The sequence below is a fragment of the Rhodococcus sp. P1Y genome, from assembly GCF_003641205.1.
Classification (GTDB): domain Bacteria; phylum Actinomycetota; class Actinomycetes; order Mycobacteriales; family Mycobacteriaceae; genus Rhodococcoides.
Window position 1 is genome coordinate 458,147 of record NZ_CP032762.1, and the last position, 24,549, is coordinate 482,695.

The window sequence follows — 24,549 nt, forward strand, 5'->3', positions numbered from 1 at the left end:
GCCTGCTCAGCACTTGGGCTAGCCCGCTCTACCTCCGCGCATACCCCGACAGCCGAAACACCCGCCGACTCTGACGCGGCGCTGCACAAGTTGCCCGCTCGCATCCATTGCGCGGTCTTCGTCGCGCCTAGCCGCACCTGAGCGATCAGGCATGGCGGTGAACAAGAAGCAAGTTCACCGGCTATGGAAGGGGATGGGCTGAAGATCCGGATCTACCATCCACGCAGACGGCGGCGTGAGCTCGCGCCGCAGAGCGAAGCCGGTGCACTGAAGCTTTGTGGGCTAAGGATTTTCAGTTCGGCTGAACCGTCGACGGAAGGTGATCAAGATCGCTTCGATAATCGACGAACACACCAGGCAGTCATTGCTGAACAACGTCGAGCGATCGATCACAGCCAAGCGGTTGACCGACGAACCGGACAAAGCGTTCCCAATATGGGGGTGGTTCGCCACTCGTGCTGCGGATGGACAGCGAACCCGAGTTCATATCTATTGTGCTGCCACAGTTCTGCCCCGACCGGGTCGATATCGCCTACATCCCGCCGGGTACACCGTAGAACGACGATCCCATCGAATCGTTCAACAACCGTTTGCGGAATGATTACAGAAATCGAAATCATCGGACGAGCCCGCTCGAAGCGAAGTTGGTGGTCGGGTCTTCAAGGGACGACCGCAATCATCGGCACCGACACTCATCGCTCGATTGCATGCCGCCGGCCGATACGCTGCCTAAAACACCCACAACCACCATCTGGTGGACGGATGCGAGATCGACTGCACTCAGACAATCGCGGCTCTAGAACGCAGTGGTCGGACAATCGGGGACCTGCCACGTCCTTCTTCAAAACCGCACCGGCGAGACCGAGCTCACCAAACCCAACGGCCTGTGGCGCACCGTCGATGACGTCAGGATCCCTGACGGGTAGCGGCCGCAACCTCCGATTGGTTGACTCGCCGGTGAAGTTCGCTCGTACCTGTGCGCGTGGAGTAGAGGTCTACTTGGTGCCACTGCGGCTCGCAAACGGGTCACTTGCGCCGGGGATCGACATTTCGAACAAGTGGGCGGCCGCAACAGCCATGTGTACAGGTGCGTCTGCGATCAAATTGCTCGCGCTTCTCTCCGTGAGGCGCGAGAACGACGCGAGGATCAGAGCACGAGCCTGGTTCTCGTCGAGAGTCGATCTGCTCTGGCTTGCCTTCGACAGGCCCTCGAGTGCGGAGGGTAACGACAGATCATGATGTAGCGAGCGAAATTCGACGTCTAGAATCTTTCGCCTGACCACACCCGGATCGAGTGCCGCCATGGCATCTTTCTCTATTGCCCGCGCCATCGATGTTGCATACTCGATTCCCTTGAGGATGTACAAGTCTCGGTACATATCGATAGGATCGTCGGCGGTGTGTACGAAGTTGAGTAGGTATGCCTCGGGCTTCAGCATGTGTCGTAGCTGCCCAGGGCGTTGACGCGAGGCGTCAGCGGGTCCCTTGTTTTCGCTAAGTAATGCTGAGGCAGAAGTCGAGGATTGATGCCTCAGCACTAGAATTATAGTCTCCGTTGAGTTGAGAATGTTGTCCATGACCCATAGGCGGTACCTTGTTGCTTTGTGCAGTTGCCAGTGCCACAGAAGTCGACTCTTTTCCGCGGTAATCCTCGCGGTGTCAAACGCTACGACATCGAAACCTTGTTTAAGAAGCCATGACAATGTTGCCGATGCCTTGCGGGCGAGCACGCCGCAGGGCTTGATGGCCAGTATTGTGTATTTGCGGGAATGGTCGAGTTCGAGTTCCGACCGGCTGAACTGATCGACAAGTTCGCGTATATGAATGTCACCGCGGATAACTTCCCACTTTTGCGGATCGACATCTTTACTTAGCATCTGCAGGATACGATCGTTGGCGATCATAATTCGTCGTTTCTTAGAGCCACTCGGAGCAGGCCGTACATTGCGTCAATCTCGTGGTCCGAAACCAACAGGGACGGGTGGACCAGGATTGTGTCGGGTGCCAGGCCGGTTGAACTGACCAGCAACCTGTCGTTTTCTGCTGTCAGTAGTTTATGCCGGACTCTATGAGCCTGTGGGCCGTTCAGCTGCAGCTTGAGGATCGCGCCTATGGCCGAATGGCTACGTATTATTGTCGGACATTCGGCCTTCAGCTGCTGCCCAATAGTAGCGAACTTTTGTTGCAGGTGCATTGCTTTCTCGCCTAAGCCTTTTAGGCCTATTTCGTCGATCTTATCCAGTACTGCGTGGACGATACCGAGGGTCAGAGCGCACGAAGCGAAAGTGGCTGACTGCAAGCCAGGCTGAGCTGTTTCTGGATGTGATACATGATTTGCTGCCCAAATACAAGAGAACGGTGCCATGGAGTTTGACAACGCTTTGCATCCGACGACGATGTCGGGAAAAATTTCGGCTGGCATATAAGACCACAGAGGACCGGTCCTGTATATCCCCGTGAACGTCTCGTCCGCGATAACCAGACCACCGGCATCTTGAACTTGTTTGCAAATCGCCCTGAGGTAATTATACGACAACAGATTGCCGCCTCCGACATTCTGAAAAGCTTCAACAATTAGGATTGGTCGGATTCTGCGTCCTCGATACCCAGGCGAATGGGTTCCGCCCCAGAGCTCAGCACTGATCAGTTGGACGGCAATTGAAGTGCTATGCGCCACGGATTCCGCGCCGGCGTCGGAGGATACTGTCGGAAGGCGGACCACTGGATAGCTTGAGATGGAGGATGTCTGCCGGTAACGGAAGCTGCTACTGAGCGCCGAGGTGTACATCGATCTACCGTGGTAGGCGCCGGCTAAAACGAACACTTGATGGTCGCCTAAATAGTTTCCGGCCAGTTTGACTGCCGTCTCGATCGCGGAGGCGCCACTGGTATCAAAAATAACCCTTCCCGACTGGGTGCCAGCGGGCTCAAAGATTTTTCTAAGTCGGCGTCCGAGTCGCATGCGAACATCTGTTTCCACGAACGATGGCGCGGCTGGCAGCTTCGCTAGATTACGGGCCGCCGCATCGATGATCGAGTGATCATAGCCGAGAAGACTGCCCCCATTGCATGCCTCACCGTCGAGGTATCGGCGACCGTCTCGGTCCCATAGGTATATACCCTCGGAAGAGACCACGTGTGGGTTTGGAGCAGAGTACACGTGATCAATGGTCATAAGTGAGTCGTTGTCGTCGGTCACTTGCTGGAAGCCTCTTCGATAACGTGGGGATCGTGCATGGGGGCCCCATTGAGGTAGGGCTGATAGTTGTCGACATCGTAACCATGAAACGACAATTCGCCAGATAGGAACGAACGCAATACCCATTCTAGAGCGGGTTTGTCGGATTCTTTCTTTTGTCGATTTTCATGCTGTTTCAAATATTCAGGTTCCAGCAATTCACGGGGTCTCGTGGCAAAACTCACCGCAGGTCCGACCGCGAGTAATGGTCCTTGATCAATGCCACTGTTGACAAGAAACGTTGATGTACGAGTGTGGTCGATGCCCTGGTCGTGGGCCAGTTTCACTGCGGACATGCCGACAAGTTGCCTCGTGCCGTCGCCAAGTTTGCGTCTGAGGTCCCCGGGATGTTGGTTTATCATGCGGCCCGCGTACTCGCTGAGCAGACTGCCCCGGATAATCCTGTGATAGGCAAGTACAATGAGATCGATCTTCCCATTCCAGCTCTCCCAGCGGTGGAGATAATCTCTAACGTCGTCATGGTATTCCTGCTGTGCGGTAATGCGCCCGGTACCGACTTGCTGAATGTATCTCGCGTCGCAGATCAGCGATGGTATTCCGAGGCTACGGGCTCGAGCCACCGCTCCGCAATCGGGTGCATCGGAGAAATTCAGTGCGACGCCTCTACCCGTAGTTTCGCGCATCACCTGCTCGGCTGTGCTCAAATTGTTTCCGGTAGCAGATGTGAATGTAATGACGTTCACGTCAGTGCTGTCCGTTCGAAGGCGATGCGTTGAATGAGTTCGAGCAAGTAAGTACTTGCATGGCGTCCAGGCTTGACGAAGTCCATGTGTCTTGCGTGCTTTACGAGGTGTAGATCTGGACGAACAGTATGCTGCGTGAAGGTGAACTCTATCGACATATAACAGGGAATGGTCGAGTCATCTGTGCCGTGCACGACGACGGTTTTCTCGGGAATCTGATTCAGGGTGAGCACGCGCGCGATGTCCGCGTCCGTTGGAGAGTTAATCGAGTTCTGGACTAGGGCGCTGGCAGCGTTGTCGCCCAGGGCGAGGTACTCGGGTCGATTGAACAGTGTGAAGGGAGCAACCGCTACGGCGCTGGCGGAACTCCGCCCGAAAGTCCTGTTGAACTCGGTCGCCGATCGGAGAGCCAAGTACCCACCGACACTGTGTCCGACGAAGACGATGTGTTTGTGCCGACGATCGGTCTGTTTTCCATGGCTGCAAGCGATAAGAACGTCGTGGACCATTTCGCTGATCGTCGCGCTTGTCTCGACCGTCCGATAACCGACTGCGACAGCTTCGATGCCGAGAACAGCAAGGTGTTCGACCAACCATGCCATCGACTCGGGTGTTTTCTCCGCTCGCCAGAAGCCCCCGTGAACCAGGACAACCAGGGTTGGCGAGTGCGTATTGAGCGCGCGAAGTCGTTGGGAGGTGACTACGTCCTGCTGTGCATGCTGCTTCAGTTGGATTTTCATGACTGGATAGTCATTAGTGCGGATGGATGAGGCCCAAGCCGACCAGCTTCTGCACCCAATTGTCGTAAGTTGTTTGGTCCATCAGAACCTCTTGTCGACGTTCAGAGGTTTCGTCTACTTCTCCCAATCTCCACCACACGTTGCCGTCTGACAGGCGCATAATGAACGCTTTGCGTTTCTTCGCGGGTGACTGAATCATCAGTGAGATCGTGTCTGGCGGAGTCAGAGTCGTGTGAAGCTGATTGTGGTCGATGCAAAGCACTGAGCCCGCAGGTTCGATTCGAGAACTAACCACCCTAAAGTCTTCGGGCTTGGCGTTCTCGTTCAGCTCGTGGTTGGACCGGTACAGATTTTGCTCATACTGTCCGTGCAGAATCTTCGCGCCGAAAGAGAAGCGGTGGTTGTGTACACGCTCGTACTGTTGTGTGTGCGCAAGCCGTAGCCGTACGCGGTAACCACGCTCTGGCTCGTCCCACAAGACGATCTTGTCGTCCAGTGAATGAATCTCGCACTTTGCGCGGAGGTGATCAGATTGCCAAGAGTGGTGGACCAGTGCCGTCAAGAGTTCCTTGTCAGCGGACAACATGTCGAGAGCCTTCGATACAGCGGGATACGCTGTCTCAATCGTTGTCCACTCAATGGTTGGCAAGGCAGCCATTCGCCTGCCGATATCGATTGCGGCGGCTGCCGTAGAGGTCATTTGATTACCCCGATCGATCGGATGTTGCTCAGCAATTCGTCAAGATACCGTTCATCCATTGACACCTTTTGGCGGCGCGCCTGTGGCTCCTCCGTCTTTCCATACCTCCACCACGCCTTACTGGTCTCTCGTTCGGTGATGATCGATCGCTGTTTCTCCGCGGGTCCACGCAGAAAGAGCGAAACCGACTGCGGTCGAGTGAATGTGGTATGTATCTCACTATGGTGTAGCGAGTAGAGGGAGCCAGGAGCCTGGTACGTCTGGAATGTTGGGATAACACGTGCATTGAGCGGCACCGCCTCGGTGTCGTTCTGTACGGTGTCGTCGATCAGGCCCCAGTCGTCGACCTCAAGTTCGTGCCGGGTGTGCATATACCCGCCAGTCAGAATCTTTGAGACAAAGGAGAATCGATGGTCATGTGGTCGATCTTTGTGTTCGTTGGTGCTGATGTGCAACCGGAGCCGAACACCGTTAGTGGGTGACTCAAACAGGTGCAACTTGTCAAGTAACCGATGACGCTCAAAGTTAGACCGCGCGTTGACGTCTTCACGCGCACACCCGATCAGTTTCGATAGCAGTTCGGGCTTGGACGAGATTTCGTCTAACAAGTCCTTGCCATCGCTGAGCACGGCTTCCATGTTGCCCCATCGAGCACCGCCGAGACCCTCTACGGCATCAAATACATCCTCGACCGTCAGCAAGGTAGCCCTCCCCTAAGCGTAATGCTGTGTAGCGCCTGACTATCCAGATCACTGTACTTCATCAACTCCGCCTCGTCACCCCCCTGGAAGAGTCAAGTCGCGCAGCAGACACACAGAGTGGTGTTGGAGCATTGGAGCGCTGCGTAGGAACTGTTTCCTTATTGCACAGTATCATTCAGGTATATTTTTAGTATGAAATCGAGCACCCAGGGCGCCTCCGAAGTGAAGACCCTTGCGGACCAACTTGCCCTCAGCGATATTCCACTAAGGGGTGGTGAAGTTGCTGATTGGGAACGGGAAGCCAACCTGTTGCTCGCAGCAGCCGAATCCGCAAACCCTAGCCGCAGCCTGGACACTCTTGTCGCTTATCGCAAACGTGGAGTTCCCCTCGCATACCTGGTCGGCACAGAGCTGTTTCTTGGTAGTGAATACGCGACAGAGACTGGCGTCGTTATTCCGCACCCCGCGAGTGAACTACTCGCGCTGGCGACCGCGCACGCCCTTGGCGGTACAACCCAACCCAGACCGCGCTTGCTCGAAGTTGGTGTGGGAGTGGGTAATATTACGGTCTCGGCGCTGGCGTCGGTGCCGACTGCGGAAGCTCATTGCAGCGAACTGCAAGGCGCGGCGTTACGGCTGACCCAGATTAACGCGAGCACGTTGCTTGATACACCGAGCCGGTTGCGGTTGTACCAGGCGTATGACACTGAAGCCATATTTGAGCCCTTCAGCCGTCTACCCGTTGCCGGTGTCGATGTCGTCGCCGCGAATCCTCCGTATCTCATCGATGGCGATCCTGTATCCGAAGCGACGAAACGTTCTGGGATAGCACATTTCAGTTACGCCCCGGTCAATGACCCCTCGTGGTTTCTACGTGAAATCATTGAAGCCCCTGACGGGTTGCTGGCGGAGAACTGCACGATCCTGATGGAGTGTGCAGACCCGTACTTGGAGCATCACACCAGGGTGATGCGTGACGCGGGCTGGAACACCGAGGCATATAGTCGCGAGTCTTACTTGAACCAGTTTGGCGTACCGATGGATCGAAAAGTTAGAACGATGACGCCCTCACTGCACCGGTTGCTCCATTCGTGGCGCGGGGAGAACCGCCTCACACGGGCGGCGGCGACAACCGATGTGGCCCTCTAGCGTTTCATGGTTGGGCGCATCAACTCCGCCCAGGGGCAGCCCCGGCAAGTGCTGGCGGCGCCCAAACTCAGCGAATCTCTGGTGATCGCTAGTCACACTACGCGGGCGCAGTCGGAGCAACGGAGTTAACCGTGGCTTACCGCAACGAGATCTCGAGCTTCATCCAGCGGAAACGCGGAGTCTAGGAAGGCTGCCATCCTGACCCAGTCGTAACTAAGTTCCAATGTTTCGCGCCATTCCGCTGGCGATACGAACGACGAAGGGAACAGCGATCCGCCGGTCACATCTCGTACGCTATGGACGAATTGATCGACGTCCTTGAGCGCCGATTCGGCGTCCTCCCTCCCTGCGATGGGAGAACCTGCTTCGAGTGCAAGTGCAGTCTGTACGAGTTGACCAGGAAGACCGGGGATTCTCGTCATGCGAGCGCATGCTTCCTCGTCTGCCTCACGACGCTGCCAGCTGGAGCCACCGAGTCCATTACTGTTCGAACTTCTTGGGACGAGCCCGTTTGCGGTGAGTGCGACCATTGCCGCTTTGCGGACCATTCTTCGAGTAGCAGATTGAAATGTTCCCCATTGTTCAGCATCGAGGGCGCCAATCGCGTCCTCGCGGGAGTTCTCAATCTCCGCGTTGGCCCAGACCAACGCAATTCCGGCGCCGGCGAATTGCGCCGGCGCAAGGGGAACAAGCCTAACGTCCTCCGTCGCGTCTCCTACCTCGGCTCCTCTGATTGAGATGACCGGTAGCGAGGTGGACGGTGCGGACGATGACTGGGAACGTCCGTTGACTTCTTCCCCGTTTGACCACCGCAAGCCCAGGAACCCCAGGCGGTGAAACTCTGAGAAGCACTGGCCCGGCCGGGCTACAACGCTGCGCAAGTCAGCTAGCTGATCAGCTGCGCATCGGTTGAAGTCGATTGAGCGCCAAACTGTTCTTGCCGCTGAGCTCAATACATAGACTTCTTCGCGATTCCGCACGATGTGTACCCGGTCTCCGATTTGCCACGTCGTCGTGTCGGGCTTTCGAGTAAAGAACACCGAGCGCGGCTCAAGATCGGACAAGTCGAAGCCGAAGTCGCTTAAAAGGATCTTCGCGCGGATGGCATAGCTACGCATGTCCTCGTTCGTCCCGCGCGGGGTGATCAATAAATCGCGAAACCGCTCGAAGCGGTCATGAGCCGATGGCAGTCGTGCGAACTGCAACGATGTCCATTTCACGCTTAGATAACTTTCACCCTGTGAGCACAGCCACGCCTTCGCGCCTTGCTCGACGGCTGTGCGATACCACTGAACCGCTTCTTGCCACTCTTCGATGGCTTCCATCGCCAACCCGCACCGAACGGACTGGTTGACAAGCTGTGCGAACCAAGTCTTAGACGCATTGTCGATGGCGGCGGGCGGAACTAGGGACTTCAGGTGGTCCGTTCCAACACTTCGTCGGTAGACGACCGACCGGCAGAGGCGTTGGACTCTATCGAGTTGATCGAACGTAACGCCGTCGAGAGATGACGAGTCGTTCGAGATTCCAGACAGGACGTGGTTGATCTCAAGTGCGATCTGGTGCACTGACCGTACTCGAACTTCGACTCGCCGGCCGTCGCGAAAAATGATCGTTGGTATCAGGGGAGTCGTTCTTTCACCGGGCTCGATGAGAAGAAAGTCAACATCTGAAGTGCTGTTGCCGAATCCTTCGGCGATAGAACCCTCGAGTACGACGCCGTAGCCGGGTTGCGCATCTAGTGCTTGCAACGCCTCGTCTAGCAGACGCGCGTAGTGTGCAGAGATGGATTTCATTACCCGACCACCTCAGGGTGACTAGTTGCAGACTGTCTTGGGGCGATATCGGGCGAGTCCGGGCCGAGGTATCCGACAGCAAGTGAGTAGTCGAGCAAGAGCCGAAGCAGGATTTCGCCGCGAGGAGCGATCCGTTGTGACGGCAGCTGTCGTCGGACATTTGAATCGTCAAAAACGACACGCCTGTTGAAGTAGGTTGTGTACAAGCTGATCACATTGTCGTAGTAGCGTGCCTCAGTGCGTTCAAGCGAACTACGATCGAAATTCGCCTTCGGAACGAAGCGCGGCATGTAGAAGGGCGGGTACTCCGCGAGCACATCGCTGAGGCCGCGAAAGGAGATCGCGCTACCCCCGATGGCATGGAAGACGCTGCCGGCCACTTGCGCGTGATTGGTGGCGACTGCGGCGACGATATCAGCGACATAGTCCACCGGCACCAGGTCTAGCAAGGCGCCGTACTCTCCAGGTATGGTCATCAGCCGGCCCTTGGTCATAACCTTTAGTACTGGAAAGATATGCTTGAAATCTCGGGTGACTCCGGTGCGCTCGCGGCCTACCACAATGCTTGGTCGAATAATCACTGCGTTTTTGCACTTCTCTGAAACAAGAATCTCGGCTTCGCATTTTGACTTTTCGTAAGAGTTGCCGAACGTCTGACCGTGGTCTAGTTCGGTCTCTTTTATGACACCGGTTCTCTCGCCACAGACATACGCAGTACTGACGTGTAGCAGCGGAATTTCTCGGCTGATGGGGCTGCGCACAAAGTCGACAACGTTTGCAGTGCCGTTGATGTTTATGTCTGTGTAAAGCTTGTTTGGGCGACCAAATTCAGTGAGTGCTGCGGTGTGCACGACTAAATCTGTTGTCTCGGATAAGTGACGGTAAGTTTCAGCAGCGATCCCCAGGGCGGGTGCCGTTACGTCTCCCTTGACAGTTTCAACACAGCCGAGAGGCGCTCTGTCTACGCACCACGGGGTTGAAGGGACGACGCTGTTGTCGGCCCGAACAACGCCCGGTTCTCGGTGTAGGAGGCCGATTACCGAGTGACCAGAGTTCAGGAGTCGTGACGCTACTTCAGCTCCAATCATTCCGGTTACTCCAGTAATCAAGACTTTCATCGGCGCTGTCCGTTCGCGATGTCGACTTTGCCCAGACGGTCGGCGCCGGAGATCTGATGGCCGAGGACCCGGGCGGGAACTGTACAGAGAAGGGACTTCATCTCCGATTCCGACAAACCGATCGACGCCATTGACTGTCGTTGCGCGGGAAGACCAGCAGAGCCGGCAGCGACGACTCCGTCACTGCGGTAGCGCAGCGTACTACTACCTTTGTAATGTAGCTTCTCCCCTGCCATCTCATCTAGGTCAGTGTGATCACTGATTGCGATGAGACGGTTGGTGCCCAGGAATTCCACGACTCTTTTGCAGATCGCGAGATCAACGTGCTCGCCATCGAAGTTGATTACAGGCGTCAGAAGCCCGCTTCGGGCTGCGCTGACTAGCAGGGCAGGTACGGGTCCTAATATCTGTACAAGCGATTCGTCGGTCCACGGGCGGGTGAGGAACTCGGTAACTTCTGAGTTCCGTGCAGATTTTTCTACCTCTCCTCGCCACGCGTGGCGAAAGTTTCTTGGCATGTCGTTGAAAAGGTGGTCTGTCAACAGAATATCTGGTGAGGGGCCGAATTCGGTTTGAATGAACTCGATTACCTTATTGGTTCTCTGGGCGGACAGGTGCGGGTCTGTATGTTGGAAATGTCCGAGCGCCAGCTTGACGTTTGCCCAGTAGAAGGCCCTGATGACGTCACGAAACGACACTCTTTCATCTAGCTCATCATCGATGTCGACTGCGTCGGGGCCAATCACCATGTATACCAATCCCCGGTGTCCCATGTCTGCGAGACGAAACCACTCCTCCGCGGTGGGGTTCCAGCATCCCGATACTGGCACGCCGCCAGATCGCCCCAAGAGCGGACCCTCAACGGCAAAGCCGAGAATGTGCTGATATTCGCCCGCATTCTTTCCTCGCTTGTACTCGTTGAGGACTGCGTCGAATTCGTCGATGTAGCTCCGCCGCAAAAAGATGGTGGGTACTATTCGGAAATTGTCCCTACCGGCATGGTCTTCTAGCAGTCGTAGGTCTGGTGGTTTCATTGAACTGAAGTCGATCGAACCCACGCCGTGAGCGTGGATGAGGATGTCACCGTCCTCAACTAGATCCCGTTTGTGACCACTAGATGCTTTGTGTTCTGACCGTTCCGTTGGGGGTAGCCAGCCGTCGTTTACCATCCTTCGATCCATTCGGTGATTGCTGCTTCTCGCAGGGAGCTAAATACGACATCTGCGTCGAGAGTAACCGACGGAAGGCTTGGCACGCCGATGCAGAAGACGCCCGCAGCTTTGGCTGAGCGAACGCCGGTCCCGGAGTCTTCGAAGCACGCGCTCCGTTGCGGCGACTCATTGAGGAGGCGGCAAGCCGTCAGATACATTTCGGGTGCCGGCTTGGGGGTGGTGACCTCGTTGGCGGCAATACTAACGGCAAATGCATCGCTCAAGCCTCCGCGCTTGAGAGCGCAGTCAAGCAGTTCACGAGGTGAGTTGCTCGCCACCGCTACGGGAACTTTACGCGCGACGGCTGCCACCAGGTCATGGGCGCCGTCCATGGCCTGTGCGCCGGTATTGACTGCCTCCCAAACCAATCCCATAAGTTCGGATTCAAGGGCTGCGGGCGATTGGCCATCTTCGAATATTTCCGCCAGTCCGGCGCACGCGTCCCCGAGCGATCGTCCGATGAGCAGAGCCTTCTGTTGGTCACCGAATGGGAGACCTCGCCGGGCAAACAATTCCGTCTCTGCAACGGTCCAGCACGGCTCGGTATCCATCAGTAGTCCATCGCAGTCGAACACAACAGCTGCCGGAACAAGTTCGTTAAGTTGCACAGGGTCAGGTTTCCTCTCATAGCAAGTGACGGGCGCCCATGGGTGAGTGTGGGTCTTGGAAAGACCCGTTATGTCTCGGCTGCCTCAACGAGGCTCGTCGATGGTGGGCTGTTGCCGTCCGTTGTGTCCGTCGCATATGCGTCCCACATCGCCCTTCGCCGCGGCTTTCCGCTGGTGGTCCTCATAATCGAACCTTTATCGACGGCGGCGACCTGGATGGTCAGTCCGGCGAAGTGCGTGGTGAGCTGGTTCCGAATGTCGGTAAGGATCGATACTTCGCGTACTTCAGTGACAACCAGGATTGCAGGACCGCTTGGGGTATCTCCCAAGATGCTGACGAGATTGTGGCTGTCAACACCTGTGAGCCTGAACAGGACTGCGTCCACGTCCTCCGAGAAGAATGTGCGCCCGCGCACTTTCACGGAGTCGCCGAACCGGCCGACTACAAAAAGCTCACCTTGAAGCAAGAAACCTGCATCGCCGGTGTTGACCTTTCCTCCCTCGAAGCGGTTTGTGGATTCTCGGCTGGTGGAGGAGTATCCGACAGCGACCGATGCCGCTTTGACGTGGACCTCACCAACCACACCTTCGGGTACCGAGTGACCGTCATGTTCGATCCACACGCATGAGTTGGGATCGACAGGTTGGCCGCAGGAAACGATGGCTCGAACTTCGTCCGCTCCAGCAGGACCAAGGTGTACCTGCGAGCCTGGCGATAGAGAGCTTGCGCGGACTGTGATGCTTCGAGGGGCCGACTTCAGCTTCTTCCCGGTAACAGCGAGTGTTGATTCTGCAAGTCCGTAGGCGGGCGTGCAGGTGTGAATGTTAAACCCCTGAACGCCAAAGCGATTAGCGAATTTTGTCATAGTTTGATGATCTACTCGCTCGGCGCCGCACACCAAAGACTTCCAACGACTGTAATCGTGTCCAAGCACCATGTTGGAGTTCACTCGCCGAAGTATGAAGTCCAAGGCGAAGTTTGGGCATGCAGTGACGGTCGCTTCGTACTCGCCAAAGCAGGAAAGCCACCCCGCCGGGTTCTTGATGAAGGTTTGGGGGGCCATGGCCATGATGTCGATAGAGCTAACGAGTGGAGTCAAGATACCCCCGATGAGGCCCATATCGTGATAATGCGGAAGCCAAGTGGCCCAAGAGTCGCCTCGCCCAAGTTCGAGCCAGTGTGCGATTGCCTGAGTATTCACCGCCAGATTCTGGTGCGAGATGTGCACAGCTCTGTTTGTTCCGGACGAGCCGGAGCTGAACTGGATGAGGCACAGATCGTCGTTAGCGAACCCGTGTGGTTCAACGGGGGCGGTCTTGTCGAAAGACCCTTGAACCGGCAGAACACGCGCTGTGAGGGCGTCTGTCGCCAGGTCGGCAGTGCTTCTTGCGGTTTCGCCGCAAACGATGATGTCGAGCTGGCCCACGTGAATGAGATTGCGGAGGTAGAGAAGATAGTTGTTCGAGCTCCCGAACGGCGGGGGTGTTGCGATCGGTGCCGGGATGGCGCCGATAAGGATTGCGCCAAAGAAGGCTGCGATGAAGTTTGGGCCTGCTTCGACGATCAACCCGACACGGTCGCCGGGGCGGACGCCGTTCAGGGTGAAGTAGCTGGCCGCCCCGTTCGCCTGTTCCGCCAAATCCTTGTGTGAGGTCTTTTGCCACGAGGTGCCATCCGGCGAGAAGCTGTATTTTGCTTCGCGCACGGGAGCCGTCAACCACTGAGTGACGGTTGGACAGGTGGGCTCTTCTGTCACCTCGCTCGGCTCCGCTCCATAGCCGTCGCCACCATGGTCACCACGTCGTGCACGGTAGTGATGTCGGCCGTGTCCGCCTCGGTCAACTCGATCGCGAATGTTGTCTCTAAGGCGTTCGTTAGCTCAATCAGGTCGACCGAGTCGAGCCCGGCATCAGCGGTCAAACGGGTGGCGTCCTCGATCTGACCCTTCGATATGTGACCTACCCGGGCCAGCAAATCAGCGATCTGCTCACGGCGATCGTGACTCGGCGTGGGTGAGTTCATGCTGCGTCGCCGCCTTCGTTTGCCGGGTCTCTGGGCAATCGTTCGATGGTCCCCCGTTCCCCGTCGAGTAGGACTTCGTCTCCGGTACACAACCAGCGAGTCACACCCGGAACTCCAACAACCGTAGGAAGACCAATCTCTCGGGCGACGACTGCGGAATGGGAAAGACTCGAACCTCGCTCAACGATCAGACCAGCAGCGGTCGGGAAAAGGGGCGCCCACCCGGGATCGGTCCTCATTGCGCAGATGATTTTTCCAGCTACCGCTACAGCGTCTGTCGGACTTTCGACTACAACAACTTTGGCGCGCACCACTCCGGGCGCACACCCGAGTCCCTTCATCTTCTCGGCCGTGTGGTTCTCCGGAGAACTGACGACGGCACCTACCTGCTGATAAGGCAATCCTTCCACGTCGATGCGGTTGGCCATGTCGACATCCAGGTATGACTTGTGTTCGAGACGTCGCGTCGCTACGAGCGAGTCGAGATCCGAGGAGACCGCACGGCCCGATACGTACGCGTCGATCTCGTCGACGGTGAGCATGTAAATGTCCTCGGGTGAATCCAGGGCACCCAGCTCGTGTAAGCGCATGCCATATGCTCGGTAAATATCCCGGGTGGCACCGAATGCGTAGGTCCGAAGTAGTCGCAGCTTTTCCCTGTCCGCTACGGATTTTCTTGCCCATGACACAATCGCGCGGAAGTAGATGCGTCGAAGTGGCCCTAGCCGGGCTGCGGTATCGCGTCGGGCCTTTCGAAAAGCAGTTGCTGGCCGGTTGGTGAGTCGTTCGGCCACGATGTCGCTGTGTGCAACCAAGTTGCGCAGCAACGGCACTAGGGTGTGGGGTTGATCGCGGATAGTCTGTGTCTCAAGTTTGAGTTCGCCTGCGGACCGATCCCCGTATCGACTTACATAGTCTTGTAGTCGCTGAGCGACACTACTGTCGGACGCGGTGAGTCGCTCGTACACGTCCACAGTGGATTGTTCGGTGTCCAGCACCAACGTTCGCAATGCCCCGTCCCGACCGATACAGTCGGCGATCTCTGCCAGCAACAGTGTCGGCTGGATGGACTCGATGCCCTCGATGTTTGACATCAGGTCCGCGAAGACCGAGTCGGCGGTGTCTCCGTCGAGTTCGGCGGTGATACGTCGAATTGCGCCGCATGTCATCATTACCCGGAGGTCATTGACGTTCGGCACTTGCCAGCTGTCCATCATCTCCCGGTGGACGATACTGATGGCCTTGTTGAGCTCGTCGATGGATTGTGTTGCTAAAGCGGGACGGTCGATCTGGGTGTAGACGCGGTCGAAATTTCTGACAAAACGCGCGACACTCAAGTCAAGGGTGGCGAAATTCGCGGCGATCCGCACTCCGACTTTGAAGAGGCGTGCGCGGCGTAGGAGCCCTTGACTTGCTGCGCGTGATTCTGATTCGTCGGCTGGCTCTTCGAGGTGCCACATCACACGCTCGGTTTCCTCTTTGTTCGTTTCGTAACCAGGAAGGAGTCCTAGCATGGCGTACCAGCTTTGGAGGTTGTAGTAGACGCGTCCGTTCAAGTAGCCAAGCATGTTTCGGGCGTACGGTTTGAAGGTTGCCAGTTCCCCGGGTGCTACGCCCACAGCCTGAGCGAAGTCTGTAAAGACGCGCTCGTAGGCGAGTGAGGCGAAGGAGAAGGTAAGTGGCGAGGTGTAACCATTGAAACTCTCTTGGATGTTTGAGTTATCAAATGACCTGTGTGATAACGATTGCCGAACTGGCGGAGCAGGAGGTAACCCCGTGATGGGACGGGCTTGTAGAACGTAGAGTACCCCCTCGGCGATAGTCCATTCGACGTCGACTGGGACGCCAAACCACTTCTCCGCTCGCACAGTAATGGCACAGATCCGTGCACCGTCGTCCGCCGATAGGACAGCCGAGTCGGCTTGTTCTTTTGGTACTGCGCTAAGTTTGGTTCCTCCATCTAGATCGCTGACGACCATCGCTTCTTGGTGCGTGAGGGTCTGTCCCCTGGGCTGGCCGTCGCGCGTAAATCGGTACTCGTCCGCGTCTACCCCACCTGATACGACACCTTCGCCGAGGCCCCATGCGGCTGACACAACAACGGTCTCCCGTACGCCCGACACGGGGTCAGCCGAGAAGGCAACACCGGATTTGGTCGCGTCGATCATCTGCTGCACAACAACTGCCACCGAGGTGTCCTCGACACGTGCTCCGGCCGAGTGCATGTAAAGCACGGTGTGCGGCTGGAATGCAGAGGCCCAGCAGGCGAGCACGCAGCGCACGCATTCGTCCAGACCTAGAACGTTGAGGAAGGACTCGAGTTGGCCGGCGTAGGACTTCTGCGCCGAGTCCTCTCCTACCATCGAGCTTCGAATCGCCATGGCACCGGGACCTAATTCGCCCCGAGCGTCGCCCAAGGTTGCGCGGAGCCGTCGTGGAGCATCGGCGGATGTGATGCGGTGGCGTATCTCTTGGCAGAGAGGGGCTAGGTAATCGAGAGGGGGGGCGGGCTCCTTGCGGAGTTCGCGGTCCAACTGTGCCAAGAGGGGGCGGACTTGGGCTGCGTCAATATGTTCTGAGAAATAGTCCGAAGTAACTACTACATACGGGGGTACGTTGAGTCCTACCTTCACGCACGAATCAAGGCCGAGGGCTTTGCCGCCTCGCGAAGCCGCAGTGTGGTTGATTGGTATCACCTCGATGCTCCATCGGCGCGTGACGCAGGTTTAGCCGCGCTGGCGAGTGAATGGTCCACATCGTGAGCCGCGAGGGTCCCTTGATGATGGAGTGCCTTCATGACGTCGCCCGTGACGGACCAGATAGTTGAGCGTCTTGTCACGCGCCCGGCCATGTGCAGCGAGTAGGAGTATAGGTAAATCGCCTCTGACAGCCGCCGCAAGCGCTCGTCTTGTAAGTGCCACGGGCAGTTGACTTTCTCGGCCCAACGCTCCAGGAACACCGCAAGCGCCTGCGACTTGTCTTGAACATCGCCCGAGGGTGTAACTCGAATGAAGTGCTCGTCGAGCAAGTTCGACACCTGGTCGGCAGTGGTGGAGTCAGTGGGATGGTGAAATAGTGACTCTAATTCTCGCACTGTGGAGAGAAGTTGTTCGCTGTGTCCTTGAGGTTCCGCGTCTATTGTCCCGGTGTCCATGGGTCAGATCTTCTCCAGCTGAGCGACGTGCAAAAGCGCCTCTTCGTGATTGTCTACGTACTTTTCGATTCCTAGACGCCATCGAAGACTATACGCCGCCGGCCTCAGGTACTCGGTACGTACCTCGTCGTTGTTGCGCAACGCCCTAACGACATTGGGAACATCGACCTTCAGTTTCTCGTCGCGTCGGTATGACTCATCCTCGGGCGCCGGTGGGTTGGGTAGAGATGCCCGTTCGTCATTCAGGATGGGAAGTGTGAGCATGTCAAAACGGAACACCTCATTTAGAATCCACTGCTTCTCGGCCTTCGCTAGCGGGGTGATTTTGGTTTGCCACCATGTTTCGAGCATTTCGCGTACGCGCTTGTCTAGGAACAGAGCCCGAACCGCCGCGTTGACCGCTGCGGGTTCTACGATTGTGCGCGGAGACTTCAGCGGAGTTGAGGCCTCCTCGTCGCTGGCATCGAACCATTCCGCGAGGCTGAAAAGGATCTGCGACTGTGTGAGTCCGGCGTATGCAAGTGCGGGTCGCCAGATGTACCGGAAGAATGAGTTCTCCGCGACGGAACGTGCCCATAGCAGAAATCCTTGCATCTCTAGGTTTTCCTGGAGGGTCATCGTTTTGGATGCCAGCACGTATTCGAAGTCGTCAGCGTCGCCGCGTGAGGTGACGAAGCCCAGTTGCTCACGTCGGGCGCTGTAATCGGTGTTGGGTAGGAGCATCAGCGGGTAAGTCGCAATCCGCGGCACGTGCAGGGATAGTTCGTCGTATCCGCGCAGGAACGTCTCAGTCGTGTCCCCTGGGGCGCCCCACAGCAGCTCTGCGTAACATTCGAGACCTTCGGATGAAAGCCACTCTGCGAGCGCCTTCCAGTCATTCAACTTCATGTTGCGTCGATTCATTTCCTCGAGCGCAGAGGCATCGAGCGTCTGCAGAGCGATAGTGAAGGAACTGTGCAGTCCCGCCTCGCGCATCTTGGTGACGATTCTGTAGAAGGTCGCAGATTTGTTCTTCGCCCAGGAGGACTCGATCGCTCTCGGGTAGCCGGTTCGTTCCTTGAGCCGTACAACGTCTTCCAGAAATTCCTCATCCTGCGGTTGCATGCCGAAGTTTGAGTCGCAAAGGACTACCGAGTGAACTTCGTAGAAGGCGAACATTTCAAGTTCCTCAAGCAGCCGTTCCCGCGGAAACCGGCGCATCTTCTGGCCGATCGCGCCGCCCCAATAGCAGAAGGCGCAGTGATAGGGGCAACCTCGGTTTGTCTCCATTAGTGCGACGTCATACCTAAACTTGCCGTTTGCATGCGTCATCGGGATGGCGCCGCTCAGGAATGGAGACACAATCGATCCCAGGTCCTCAATTCGAGGCCTTTCCGGTGTGGTCTTGATACCCCCGTCTGGAAGTCTGTACGAAATACCACGGATAGCTTCGCCGGATGGTAGGGGAAACTTGTTCTCGATCCATGCCTCGAGCAGTTCAGGGAAGACGAGTTCACCCTCACCGTTCGCAATCACATCGATGTCGTCGCTCAGCCGGAACACGCGCTTAGCCTGATTGGCAACGTGCGTTCCTCCCAGTACGACCAGCCCTGAACTATTAAGCTGCTTGAAGGTTTCCGAAAGCAGTAGCGCAGAACGGAAGCTCCACCCGAATACGGAGATGGCGAGTACATCGGGGATCCCGTCTCGAAACACCTCAGCTATGGTGTCCCCAATCGTCATTCCTCCGCGAAGGTTCACGATTTCGGTATCGCATGCGTCGCCGAGTACCGGGTGTGCGTCCATTGCCGCTTTGATGTAGCCGATTGCGAGGGGCATGGACTCTAGTGGCATGTCCCATACGCCTTGTTGCACAAGCTTTACTAGCGTTCGAGCCATGTTTTTCCCCCGAGCTATCAATGTCGCTGGACACGATCGGGTCGGATGTGTCCATGTTCGCGGTGGTGTCAGCTTGCTGTGATGACCAACGAGCGTTTGAAGGTCATGCAATAGATCGTTCGGAAGATCCTCTCTTCACCCGTTGGTTCGGGCTGCGTTACGTCGTAAGGTGCGGCTTCCATTCGGGCAAAGACCCGGCTGATGGCTTCTCCGAGTGACCACGCGTGCGTGTGTGGATACTCTTCGAAGCCCTTGCAGCCGTGCATTAGGTGCTCGAACCGCTCGTACGTACTTTCGGGCCAGTTCTCGGTCCTGGGGTGCCGGTGGTGATGGTCGTGGTTGATTGAGTCACCGGGAAGAACTGCTATTCGAACCAGGAGGTGGTAAAAAGCGGCGCGAAGAAACCAGATGGCGACGGAACGCGTATTTCGGATTCGGCCATTGTCGAGTGAGGGTGCCTCGTCCAGCAGAAATCGACTTTGTTGTAGTAATACAAGTCTTCGGCGCGGCGCCTCATTGAGGAGTGTTCCCCAGTGGTGCTCACTGAAGCTTCCGAGGAGGCCGGTGACGTTGAAGATCAGAAACACTGGAACAACGTAGGCGAGCGCGAAGTCGAGGAGTGCCCCTGTGAGCGCTGCCAATGCGATCAAGGCAACCGCGAAGGTCCAGACTGCCAGTTGACGGGCGATCGGTTCGGAACGCTGCCAATCCCACAGCCTGTATCGCGTGTACTGGAGGTAAGTCCAGGGCGTTGCGATCAGCCATATGAGTCGCCATCGGTAGTAGTGGCTGGTCAAGCCCGGCCGGAAACCTAGGGGCATGAAGGGCGCTTCTTGGTCTTGGTAAGTGCACATGGCCCGGGTGTGGTGGCTGCGAATGTGCTCGTCTCGGTATGAGTCAAGCGACGATGCAAACATTACCAGCGATGATGCGAAAGCTAATGTTCGGTTAAGTCGTTCGGATTCGAAAAGAGTCTTGTGAGTGGCATGGTGAAAGATGTTGAACAGTGCCCACATTCGTCCGACCACGAGAATCCATGAGATCGGTAGCAGGTACCAGAGTCCCCACTCTACGAACGCATAACCCAATGCCACCGCGAGGGCAAAGCCGACGAAGGCTTCGATGGTGCACAACACCTTGGTTCGCCGATATAGAGGCTGTTGTCCTTCATGCGGACAGCCCGACATCCACGTGAAGGCAGCCTCAGCCATTCTTGTGAAGGGCCGCGGCAACACAGATCGGATTGCACGACTGACAGATTCGCGCACCTCCGTATTGAGGTTCCTTGCATTTTCAATAAACACTTGGCGTTCGGCCGTCGAACCGCGGCTGGTGGGTTCAGCCCCGCTAAAAGGATCCCACCTATCGAGGTTAGCCAGCATGAAGCTATCGTAAATGAGACCGACGGGTCTTGCAATGATTTTATGTTTAACGATTTGGCTAGGTGCTTACCGGGGTCGCGTGACCCGGTTCGGTCGTTGGCGCTGAATGTTGTCCTCACCAGCGGGTTTTCGAACTGAAGCCAGCGTGCTTCTTCCCGACCTAGTCCATCTGAACTGTCGGCAGATTCATTTGATCGACCAGCATTAGAGGTGACGGCGCGTTTGCCTCCCTAATGGCCGGGTAGAGATGTCGTGACGTGGTTGCGTTTTGAACCATTCTCTCGACGTGGTTGCGTTTTGAACCATTCTTTCGACGTGGTTGTGTTTTGAACTAATTGACCCCGGGACGCGACCGACATCAATTTGGAGAGGCGGGCCAGGCTCCCCGTAGCGGGTGCGGTGTCTCCGTAAACGTCCTCGTCCTTTCTCCCTGAGCTCATCAAAGTTTGCTTAGTTCCTACGATTGGGGATTGAGATCTCACGGTAGTCAATGAAAGAGTGTGGATCTGTGTTTGACACCAACCACTCTGTCGTGCAGGGCGTACGTCCGGCATGGACCCTGACTGCCGTCGCGGTCTCGACCTTCCTGCTTCTTCCCGACCTCACGGTCGTGAACGGCGCGCTTGCTGATACTCGTGGGGACTTAGACACTTCATTTGCGGACTTACAGTGGGTGCTCGATGGCTATGCGCTCGGGCTCGCCGCCTTCCTGCTGGCTGGTGAGACCCTGGCCGACCGGCGGGGTCGACGACTGGTCTTCATTCTGGGTCTGCTCGTTTTTGGCAGTGCGTCGGTGGCATGCTGGCTCGCAGTCAGCACCCCAATGCTCGTTGGCGCCCGGTTTGTCCTGGGCATGGGTGGTGCCATTCTGTTCGCGGTGGGCCCCGCCTTGATCGGCCAGAGGCTGCAGGATCGACGTCGGCGATCGATGAGACCTTCCAACAGGTTGGCCAAGCGATCGGGATTGCCGCGATTGGTGCTTTCTTTCACGAGCAAGTTGGCGCCAGGATCAGCGATTCGAATCCCGATGCTTCTGTCGAAAGAGTGCACCCGACTCACTGAGGCTGCGACCTCGGGGTGGGGACCTTTACAGCTCCTGTGGAACAGACAGTTCTTTAACGCCCCTCGTTGAATCTATCGAGAGCGCAGCCCTCGTCTGTGCTCTGTTTGCGCTTGTCTCCGCGTCCATCGCCGCGGCACTCATCAGAAAGCGCGATGTCCATAAAAGTGGCGTCTCTGACTAGGATCACACTGACCTCAGAGCAGACAGTGCCCGAGGAGTGTCACGGTTTATCAAGACCTCATGATTGATATCGATCTACCAAGCCAAATTGAGGTTCGCGAGCGTCGATCCGCTCACAGATCAACAACCTGCTGGCGGATCGTCGCTCGACTTCGTACGAAGTACTCCAAAGCGCGAAGCGTGGGTAACCGACACTCCGCTCACCTCGCTCCGTGGCCCCTCGTCTGTCGGTGCTGTCGTCGGCCTACTCCCAACACGACCCAAGTCGAATGGAGCGATCGCGAACCGGCTCCTCCCCCATGTTGTACAAACCCCGACCGCAAGTGAACTAATCCGTGCTAGCTCGGTCGTTAACGGTCGGTCTTGATTTGGCGGACTGAGCGCGAGACGAATCACCGTGGCTGTCCGGAAGCCCGCGCGAGTCCCGCCGTCTGAGTCGGTTGTGTGAAGTCGTCGGCCGCATCGGCCGATTAGGGCGGTCTTACGTCAAGCCGCGGCGCCGTGAGGGGATCCTGACGGCGGTGCGCCTGTGCCAGCAGCGGAGCGCAAAGCAATACGACCAGTTTTGATATGCAGGGTTGCCAGCCAACTGCGTCGGCACTTCTTCACGGATGACGTGTGTGGTCTCGGGACACCTGTGACACAACGTCACCGCGACATGGTTAACGCTCCCGAGGGCGGTGAGCGTTAAAGTTTCGGATGGGTTTCGTTATAGTCCGGGTGTGGAGTGAGAGTTCGGCGGTGCCGTCGAGGACCCGGAAGTGGTGACCTTCGACGACCACGGTGACGATGGTTCCTGCATGTGTGCGTCCGACACGATGTCGCTGCCCGGCGACCATGACGACACCGTCCGTCGGGACGCGCCGGTGCACGCGTTGGGGGCCTGACGGTGGTGGTGGTTGCAGCTGTGTGGTTGCTTGGCGCACACGGGTGAGTCGGCCGTTGTCTTTGCTGTTCAATGGATTCGGCAGGGTCTTGATCACGTGGTTGCCGGCAACTGCGTGGATCAGACCACCTTCGATTCTGAGCGTGACGCGGGTTCCGGCGGTGACCGGTCCGAGTGCAAGATGATGACCGAGCAGTGTGACCAGTCCGTCGCGGTGGCGGTTCGGTCGACTTCGATCGCTACCACGGCGCCCGTCGAGGGGCTCGGGTCGACTGCGGGCAGGGCCGGTGCCGGCTATTCGGTCCGTGCGCCTCGCATCGTCAACCGGTCGAGGTCCGCGGTCGTCAGCCGGGACACTGCGGTGGTGACGACCTCGCCATCGACGACCGCGTGGACGGTGGTGAGGTCGGCCCACAGGGTCACTGTGCGTCCTGCGAAACCCTTCCCGATCCAGACTTGCTGTGCACCGACCAGGTCGACGACCCCCGACGGCGGTATGCGCAGTTCGATCTCGTGACCCTCACTTGGCGATATATAACCTGAATCCTGTTCAACAGCAGTCGATTCCTCAGCCGCAGGGAACGTAGTGGCAGGGGCGGGGTGGTGCCGCGTCCTCTCGGGTGCACAACAGCGTCACCGGTGTGGCCATGTCCAGGGACTGATGGGGGCGCTCGGTGTTGTAGCTGTGCACCCATTCGTCGAGGGCGAGCTGGGCTGCCTCGATGCTGGCGAAGGGCCCTACTTCGTCGAGCAGCTCGCGTCGTAGCGTTCGGTGGAATCGTTCGATCTTGCCCGTGGTCGTCGGTGATCGTCGTTTCGTCAGGCGCGCGCTGATACCGTGCTCGCGGCAGGTGCGTTCGAAGAGCACCTCGACAGGCAGCGGGCGGGCGAATTTGCCGGTGAACTGTTTACCGTTGTCGGTGAGGACTTCGAAGGGAACGCCCCATCTCTGCATCACGGCGACGAACGCTGCGCAGACGACTACACCGGAATGCTTCTCGAGCACTGCGGCGACGACGATGAATCGGGAGTGGTCGTCGATCCCGGTGAGGATCTTGCATTCGCGGCCGCCGACCAGGAAGATCCCGCCCACCAAGCCGAGTTGCCACAGGTGCATCGGCGCTTCGCGTTCCCACCGCTTGTAGATCCGTTTGTGTTGCTGCTCTTAAGGATTGATCAGTCCGTTTCGGGTGAGGGCTCGGTGGACGGTTGTGCGGGACGGGGCGCTCTCGCCGAGCTCGGTACGCAGTTCGTGCGCGATGCGGCATGCTCCCCACCGGCGGTGTTGCCGCCGCATCTCAAAGATGGACGCTTCGACCGCGGGCGTGATGCGGTTCGGGCTCCAATGGGGTCGTCGTGAGATGTCGACTAGGCCGTCGAGGCCCGAGCTCTCGTACCGTGTGCGCCACGCTGCAACCGTTTGCCGGCAAACGCCTAGTCGTTCGGCGACATCGACGATAGGTGCACCGTCGCGGACCTCGATGACGGGACGTAATCGCACCTCGACAGCGACGCGGGCGGTGATGGCGGCATCGGACTCAGGTAAATGAGGTGACGGCATCGCATCAAGATCACCTTCTCTGGTGGACTGTCAGCTATGTCCTGGTGACGTTGTGTCAAACATGTCCCGAATCCTTACACGTCAGTTGCACGGTTTGCAGCACGTGGTTTAGGCCGTAGACGTCGAAGTCGGCCGTCGACGTCGTCATCTTGGCGGCGCGCTAAGTGAGTGACAAGTGCTTGATGCCGGCAATAACGACGCCTGCAGAGATGTCCGCGGCACTGTTCCACCGCTGGCTGCGAGCAAGGGGGTTATAGCCCAAACGACCCGGTAGGAAGACACGCGGAGCCTGAGCAGACCGGGTCCGGTACGCGTGTCGAATCCACGGTCAATGTCACTGTAGGGACAGTTGCGTCTCCTCCTAATGACGCAGGAGTACCCCACATTTCAAGGATCGGCTCTTCTCTGACTTCCGTGACGCAAGACCACTCGATCCACACATCGCCGTCAGGTATGT

General features: G+C 57.4%; 18 protein-coding genes and 1 pseudogene. 3 read left to right on the forward strand and 16 right to left on the reverse strand.

Annotated features, from left to right (window positions below):
• Window positions 1–569 precede the first annotated feature (569 nt).
• Window positions 570–800 carry an integrase core domain-containing protein gene (locus D8W71_RS28335; protein ID WP_121110617.1) on the forward strand — a complete coding sequence of 77 codons (231 nt, stop codon included), beginning with the start codon at window positions 570–572 and terminating at the stop codon, window positions 798–800.
• A 195-nt stretch (window positions 801–995) separates the two neighbouring features.
• Here D8W71_RS28335 and D8W71_RS02175 read toward each other — a convergent pair whose 3' ends face one another.
• Genes D8W71_RS02175 through D8W71_RS02200 form a run of 6 tightly spaced genes read right to left on the reverse strand, consistent with a single transcriptional unit; the run spans window position 996 to window position 6,083 of the window.
• Window positions 996–1,904: a nucleoside-diphosphate kinase gene (locus D8W71_RS02175; protein WP_121110619.1), complete on the reverse strand. Its 909-nt coding sequence runs from the start codon at window positions 1,902–1,904 to the stop codon at window positions 996–998.
• Window positions 1,901–3,199 (reverse strand): aminotransferase class III-fold pyridoxal phosphate-dependent enzyme, encoded by a 1,299-nt coding sequence (locus tag D8W71_RS02180; protein WP_161965389.1) that lies wholly within the window; start codon window positions 3,197–3,199, stop codon window positions 1,901–1,903. The genes D8W71_RS02175 and D8W71_RS02180 overlap by 4 nt, the downstream gene beginning before the upstream one ends.
• The gene (locus tag D8W71_RS02185) at window positions 3,196–3,942 is read right to left on the reverse strand and encodes a formyltransferase family protein (protein WP_161965390.1); all 747 of its coding nucleotides are present in this window, start codon (window positions 3,940–3,942) and stop codon (window positions 3,196–3,198) included. Before D8W71_RS02185 ends, D8W71_RS02180 begins: the two co-directional genes overlap by 4 nt.
• On the reverse strand, window positions 3,939–4,682 hold the full coding sequence (locus tag D8W71_RS02190; RefSeq protein WP_121110625.1) for an alpha/beta hydrolase family protein: 744 nt from the start codon (window positions 4,680–4,682) through the stop codon (window positions 3,939–3,941). Before D8W71_RS02190 ends, D8W71_RS02185 begins: the two co-directional genes overlap by 4 nt.
• Window positions 4,683–4,695: 13 nt before the next feature.
• Window positions 4,696–5,382, reverse strand: a complete 687-nt coding sequence (locus D8W71_RS02195) for a hypothetical protein (RefSeq protein WP_121110627.1) — start codon at window positions 5,380–5,382, stop codon at window positions 4,696–4,698.
• On the reverse strand, window positions 5,379–6,083 hold the full coding sequence (locus D8W71_RS02200) for a hypothetical protein (RefSeq protein WP_153275289.1): 705 nt from the start codon (window positions 6,081–6,083) through the stop codon (window positions 5,379–5,381). The genes D8W71_RS02195 and D8W71_RS02200 overlap by 4 nt, the downstream gene beginning before the upstream one ends.
• Before the next feature lie 192 nt (window positions 6,084–6,275).
• On the opposite strand from D8W71_RS02200, the gene D8W71_RS02205 reads away from it, so the two are divergent.
• Window positions 6,276–7,232, forward strand: a complete 957-nt coding sequence (locus D8W71_RS02205) for a hypothetical protein (protein ID WP_153275290.1) — start codon at window positions 6,276–6,278, stop codon at window positions 7,230–7,232.
• 125 nt (window positions 7,233–7,357) lie between these two features.
• On the opposite strand, the gene D8W71_RS02210 is transcribed toward D8W71_RS02205, so the two are convergent.
• The 9 genes from D8W71_RS02210 to D8W71_RS02255 all read right to left on the reverse strand — a co-directional run bounded on the left by D8W71_RS02210 (window position 7,358) and on the right by D8W71_RS02255 (window position 20,402).
• Window positions 7,358–9,028 (reverse strand): hypothetical protein, encoded by a 1,671-nt coding sequence (locus tag D8W71_RS02210; protein WP_121110633.1) that lies wholly within the window; start codon window positions 9,026–9,028, stop codon window positions 7,358–7,360.
• Complete coding sequence (locus D8W71_RS02215) at window positions 9,028–10,146, reverse strand: SDR family oxidoreductase (RefSeq protein WP_121110635.1); 1,119 nt, start codon at window positions 10,144–10,146, stop codon at window positions 9,028–9,030. Before D8W71_RS02215 ends, D8W71_RS02210 begins: the two co-directional genes overlap by 1 nt.
• A complete protein-coding gene (locus D8W71_RS02220; RefSeq protein WP_153275291.1) occupies window positions 10,143–11,204 on the reverse strand; it encodes a hypothetical protein in 1,062 nt (353 codons plus the stop codon). The genes D8W71_RS02215 and D8W71_RS02220 overlap by 4 nt, the downstream gene beginning before the upstream one ends.
• A gap of 104 nt (window positions 11,205–11,308) precedes the next feature.
• Complete coding sequence (locus D8W71_RS02225) at window positions 11,309–11,965, reverse strand: HAD family hydrolase (RefSeq protein WP_328588811.1); 657 nt, start codon at window positions 11,963–11,965, stop codon at window positions 11,309–11,311.
• Window positions 11,966–12,033: 68 nt separating this feature from the next.
• Entirely contained in the window at window positions 12,034–13,722 is a 1,689-nt protein-coding gene (locus D8W71_RS02230) for an AMP-binding protein (RefSeq protein ID WP_161965391.1), read from the reverse strand.
• Entirely contained in the window at window positions 13,719–13,988 is a 270-nt protein-coding gene (locus D8W71_RS02235; protein ID WP_121110642.1) for an acyl carrier protein, read from the reverse strand. Before D8W71_RS02235 ends, D8W71_RS02230 begins: the two co-directional genes overlap by 4 nt.
• Window positions 13,985–16,684: a PEP/pyruvate-binding domain-containing protein gene (locus tag D8W71_RS02240; RefSeq protein WP_121110644.1), complete on the reverse strand. Its 2,700-nt coding sequence runs from the start codon at window positions 16,682–16,684 to the stop codon at window positions 13,985–13,987. Before D8W71_RS02240 ends, D8W71_RS02235 begins: the two co-directional genes overlap by 4 nt.
• A 461-nt stretch (window positions 16,685–17,145) precedes the next feature.
• Entirely contained in the window at window positions 17,146–19,020 is a 1,875-nt protein-coding gene (locus D8W71_RS02250; protein ID WP_153275293.1) for a KedN5 family methylcobalamin-dependent radical SAM C-methyltransferase, read from the reverse strand.
• 68 nt (window positions 19,021–19,088) lie between these two features.
• Window positions 19,089–20,402, reverse strand: a complete 1,314-nt coding sequence (locus D8W71_RS02255) for a fatty acid desaturase (protein ID WP_121110648.1) — start codon at window positions 20,400–20,402, stop codon at window positions 19,089–19,091.
• Window positions 20,403–20,910: 508 nt separating this feature from the next.
• On the opposite strand from D8W71_RS02255, the gene D8W71_RS02260 reads away from it, so the two are divergent.
• On the forward strand, window positions 20,911–21,534 hold the full coding sequence (locus D8W71_RS02260; RefSeq protein WP_236077670.1) for an MFS transporter: 624 nt from the start codon (window positions 20,911–20,913) through the stop codon (window positions 21,532–21,534).
• Window positions 21,535–22,307: 773 nt separating this feature from the next.
• On the opposite strand, the pseudogene D8W71_RS28340 reads toward D8W71_RS02260, so the two are convergent.
• A pseudogene (locus D8W71_RS28340) lies at window positions 22,308–24,092 on the reverse strand (IS481 family transposase).
• Window positions 24,093–24,549: the final 457 nt, after the last annotated feature.

What these genes read in the sequence shown, in the direction of transcription:
- D8W71_RS02215 (WP_121110635.1), bottom strand. Translation starts at nt 10,146, where the DNA reads ATGAAAGTCTTGATTACTGGAGTAACCGGAATGATTGGAGCTGAAGTA.
- D8W71_RS02175 (WP_121110619.1), bottom strand. Translation starts at nt 1,904, where the DNA reads ATGATCGCCAACGATCGTATCCTGCAGATGCTAAGTAAAGATGTCGAT.
- D8W71_RS02205 (WP_153275290.1), top strand. Translation starts at nt 6,276, where the DNA reads ATGAAATCGAGCACCCAGGGCGCCTCCGAAGTGAAGACCCTTGCGGAC.
- D8W71_RS02190 (WP_121110625.1), bottom strand. Translation starts at nt 4,682, where the DNA reads ATGAAAATCCAACTGAAGCAGCATGCACAGCAGGACGTAGTCACCTCC.
- D8W71_RS02210 (WP_121110633.1), bottom strand. Translation starts at nt 9,028, where the DNA reads ATGAAATCCATCTCTGCACACTACGCGCGTCTGCTAGACGAGGCGTTG.
- D8W71_RS02195 (WP_121110627.1), bottom strand. Translation starts at nt 5,382, where the DNA reads ATGACCTCTACGGCAGCCGCCGCAATCGATATCGGCAGGCGAATGGCT.
- D8W71_RS02255 (WP_121110648.1), bottom strand. Translation starts at nt 20,402, where the DNA reads ATGCTGGCTAACCTCGATAGGTGGGATCCTTTTAGCGGGGCTGAACCC.
- D8W71_RS02250 (WP_153275293.1), bottom strand. Translation starts at nt 19,020, where the DNA reads ATGGCTCGAACGCTAGTAAAGCTTGTGCAACAAGGCGTATGGGACATG.
- D8W71_RS02235 (WP_121110642.1), bottom strand. Translation starts at nt 13,988, where the DNA reads ATGAACTCACCCACGCCGAGTCACGATCGCCGTGAGCAGATCGCTGAT.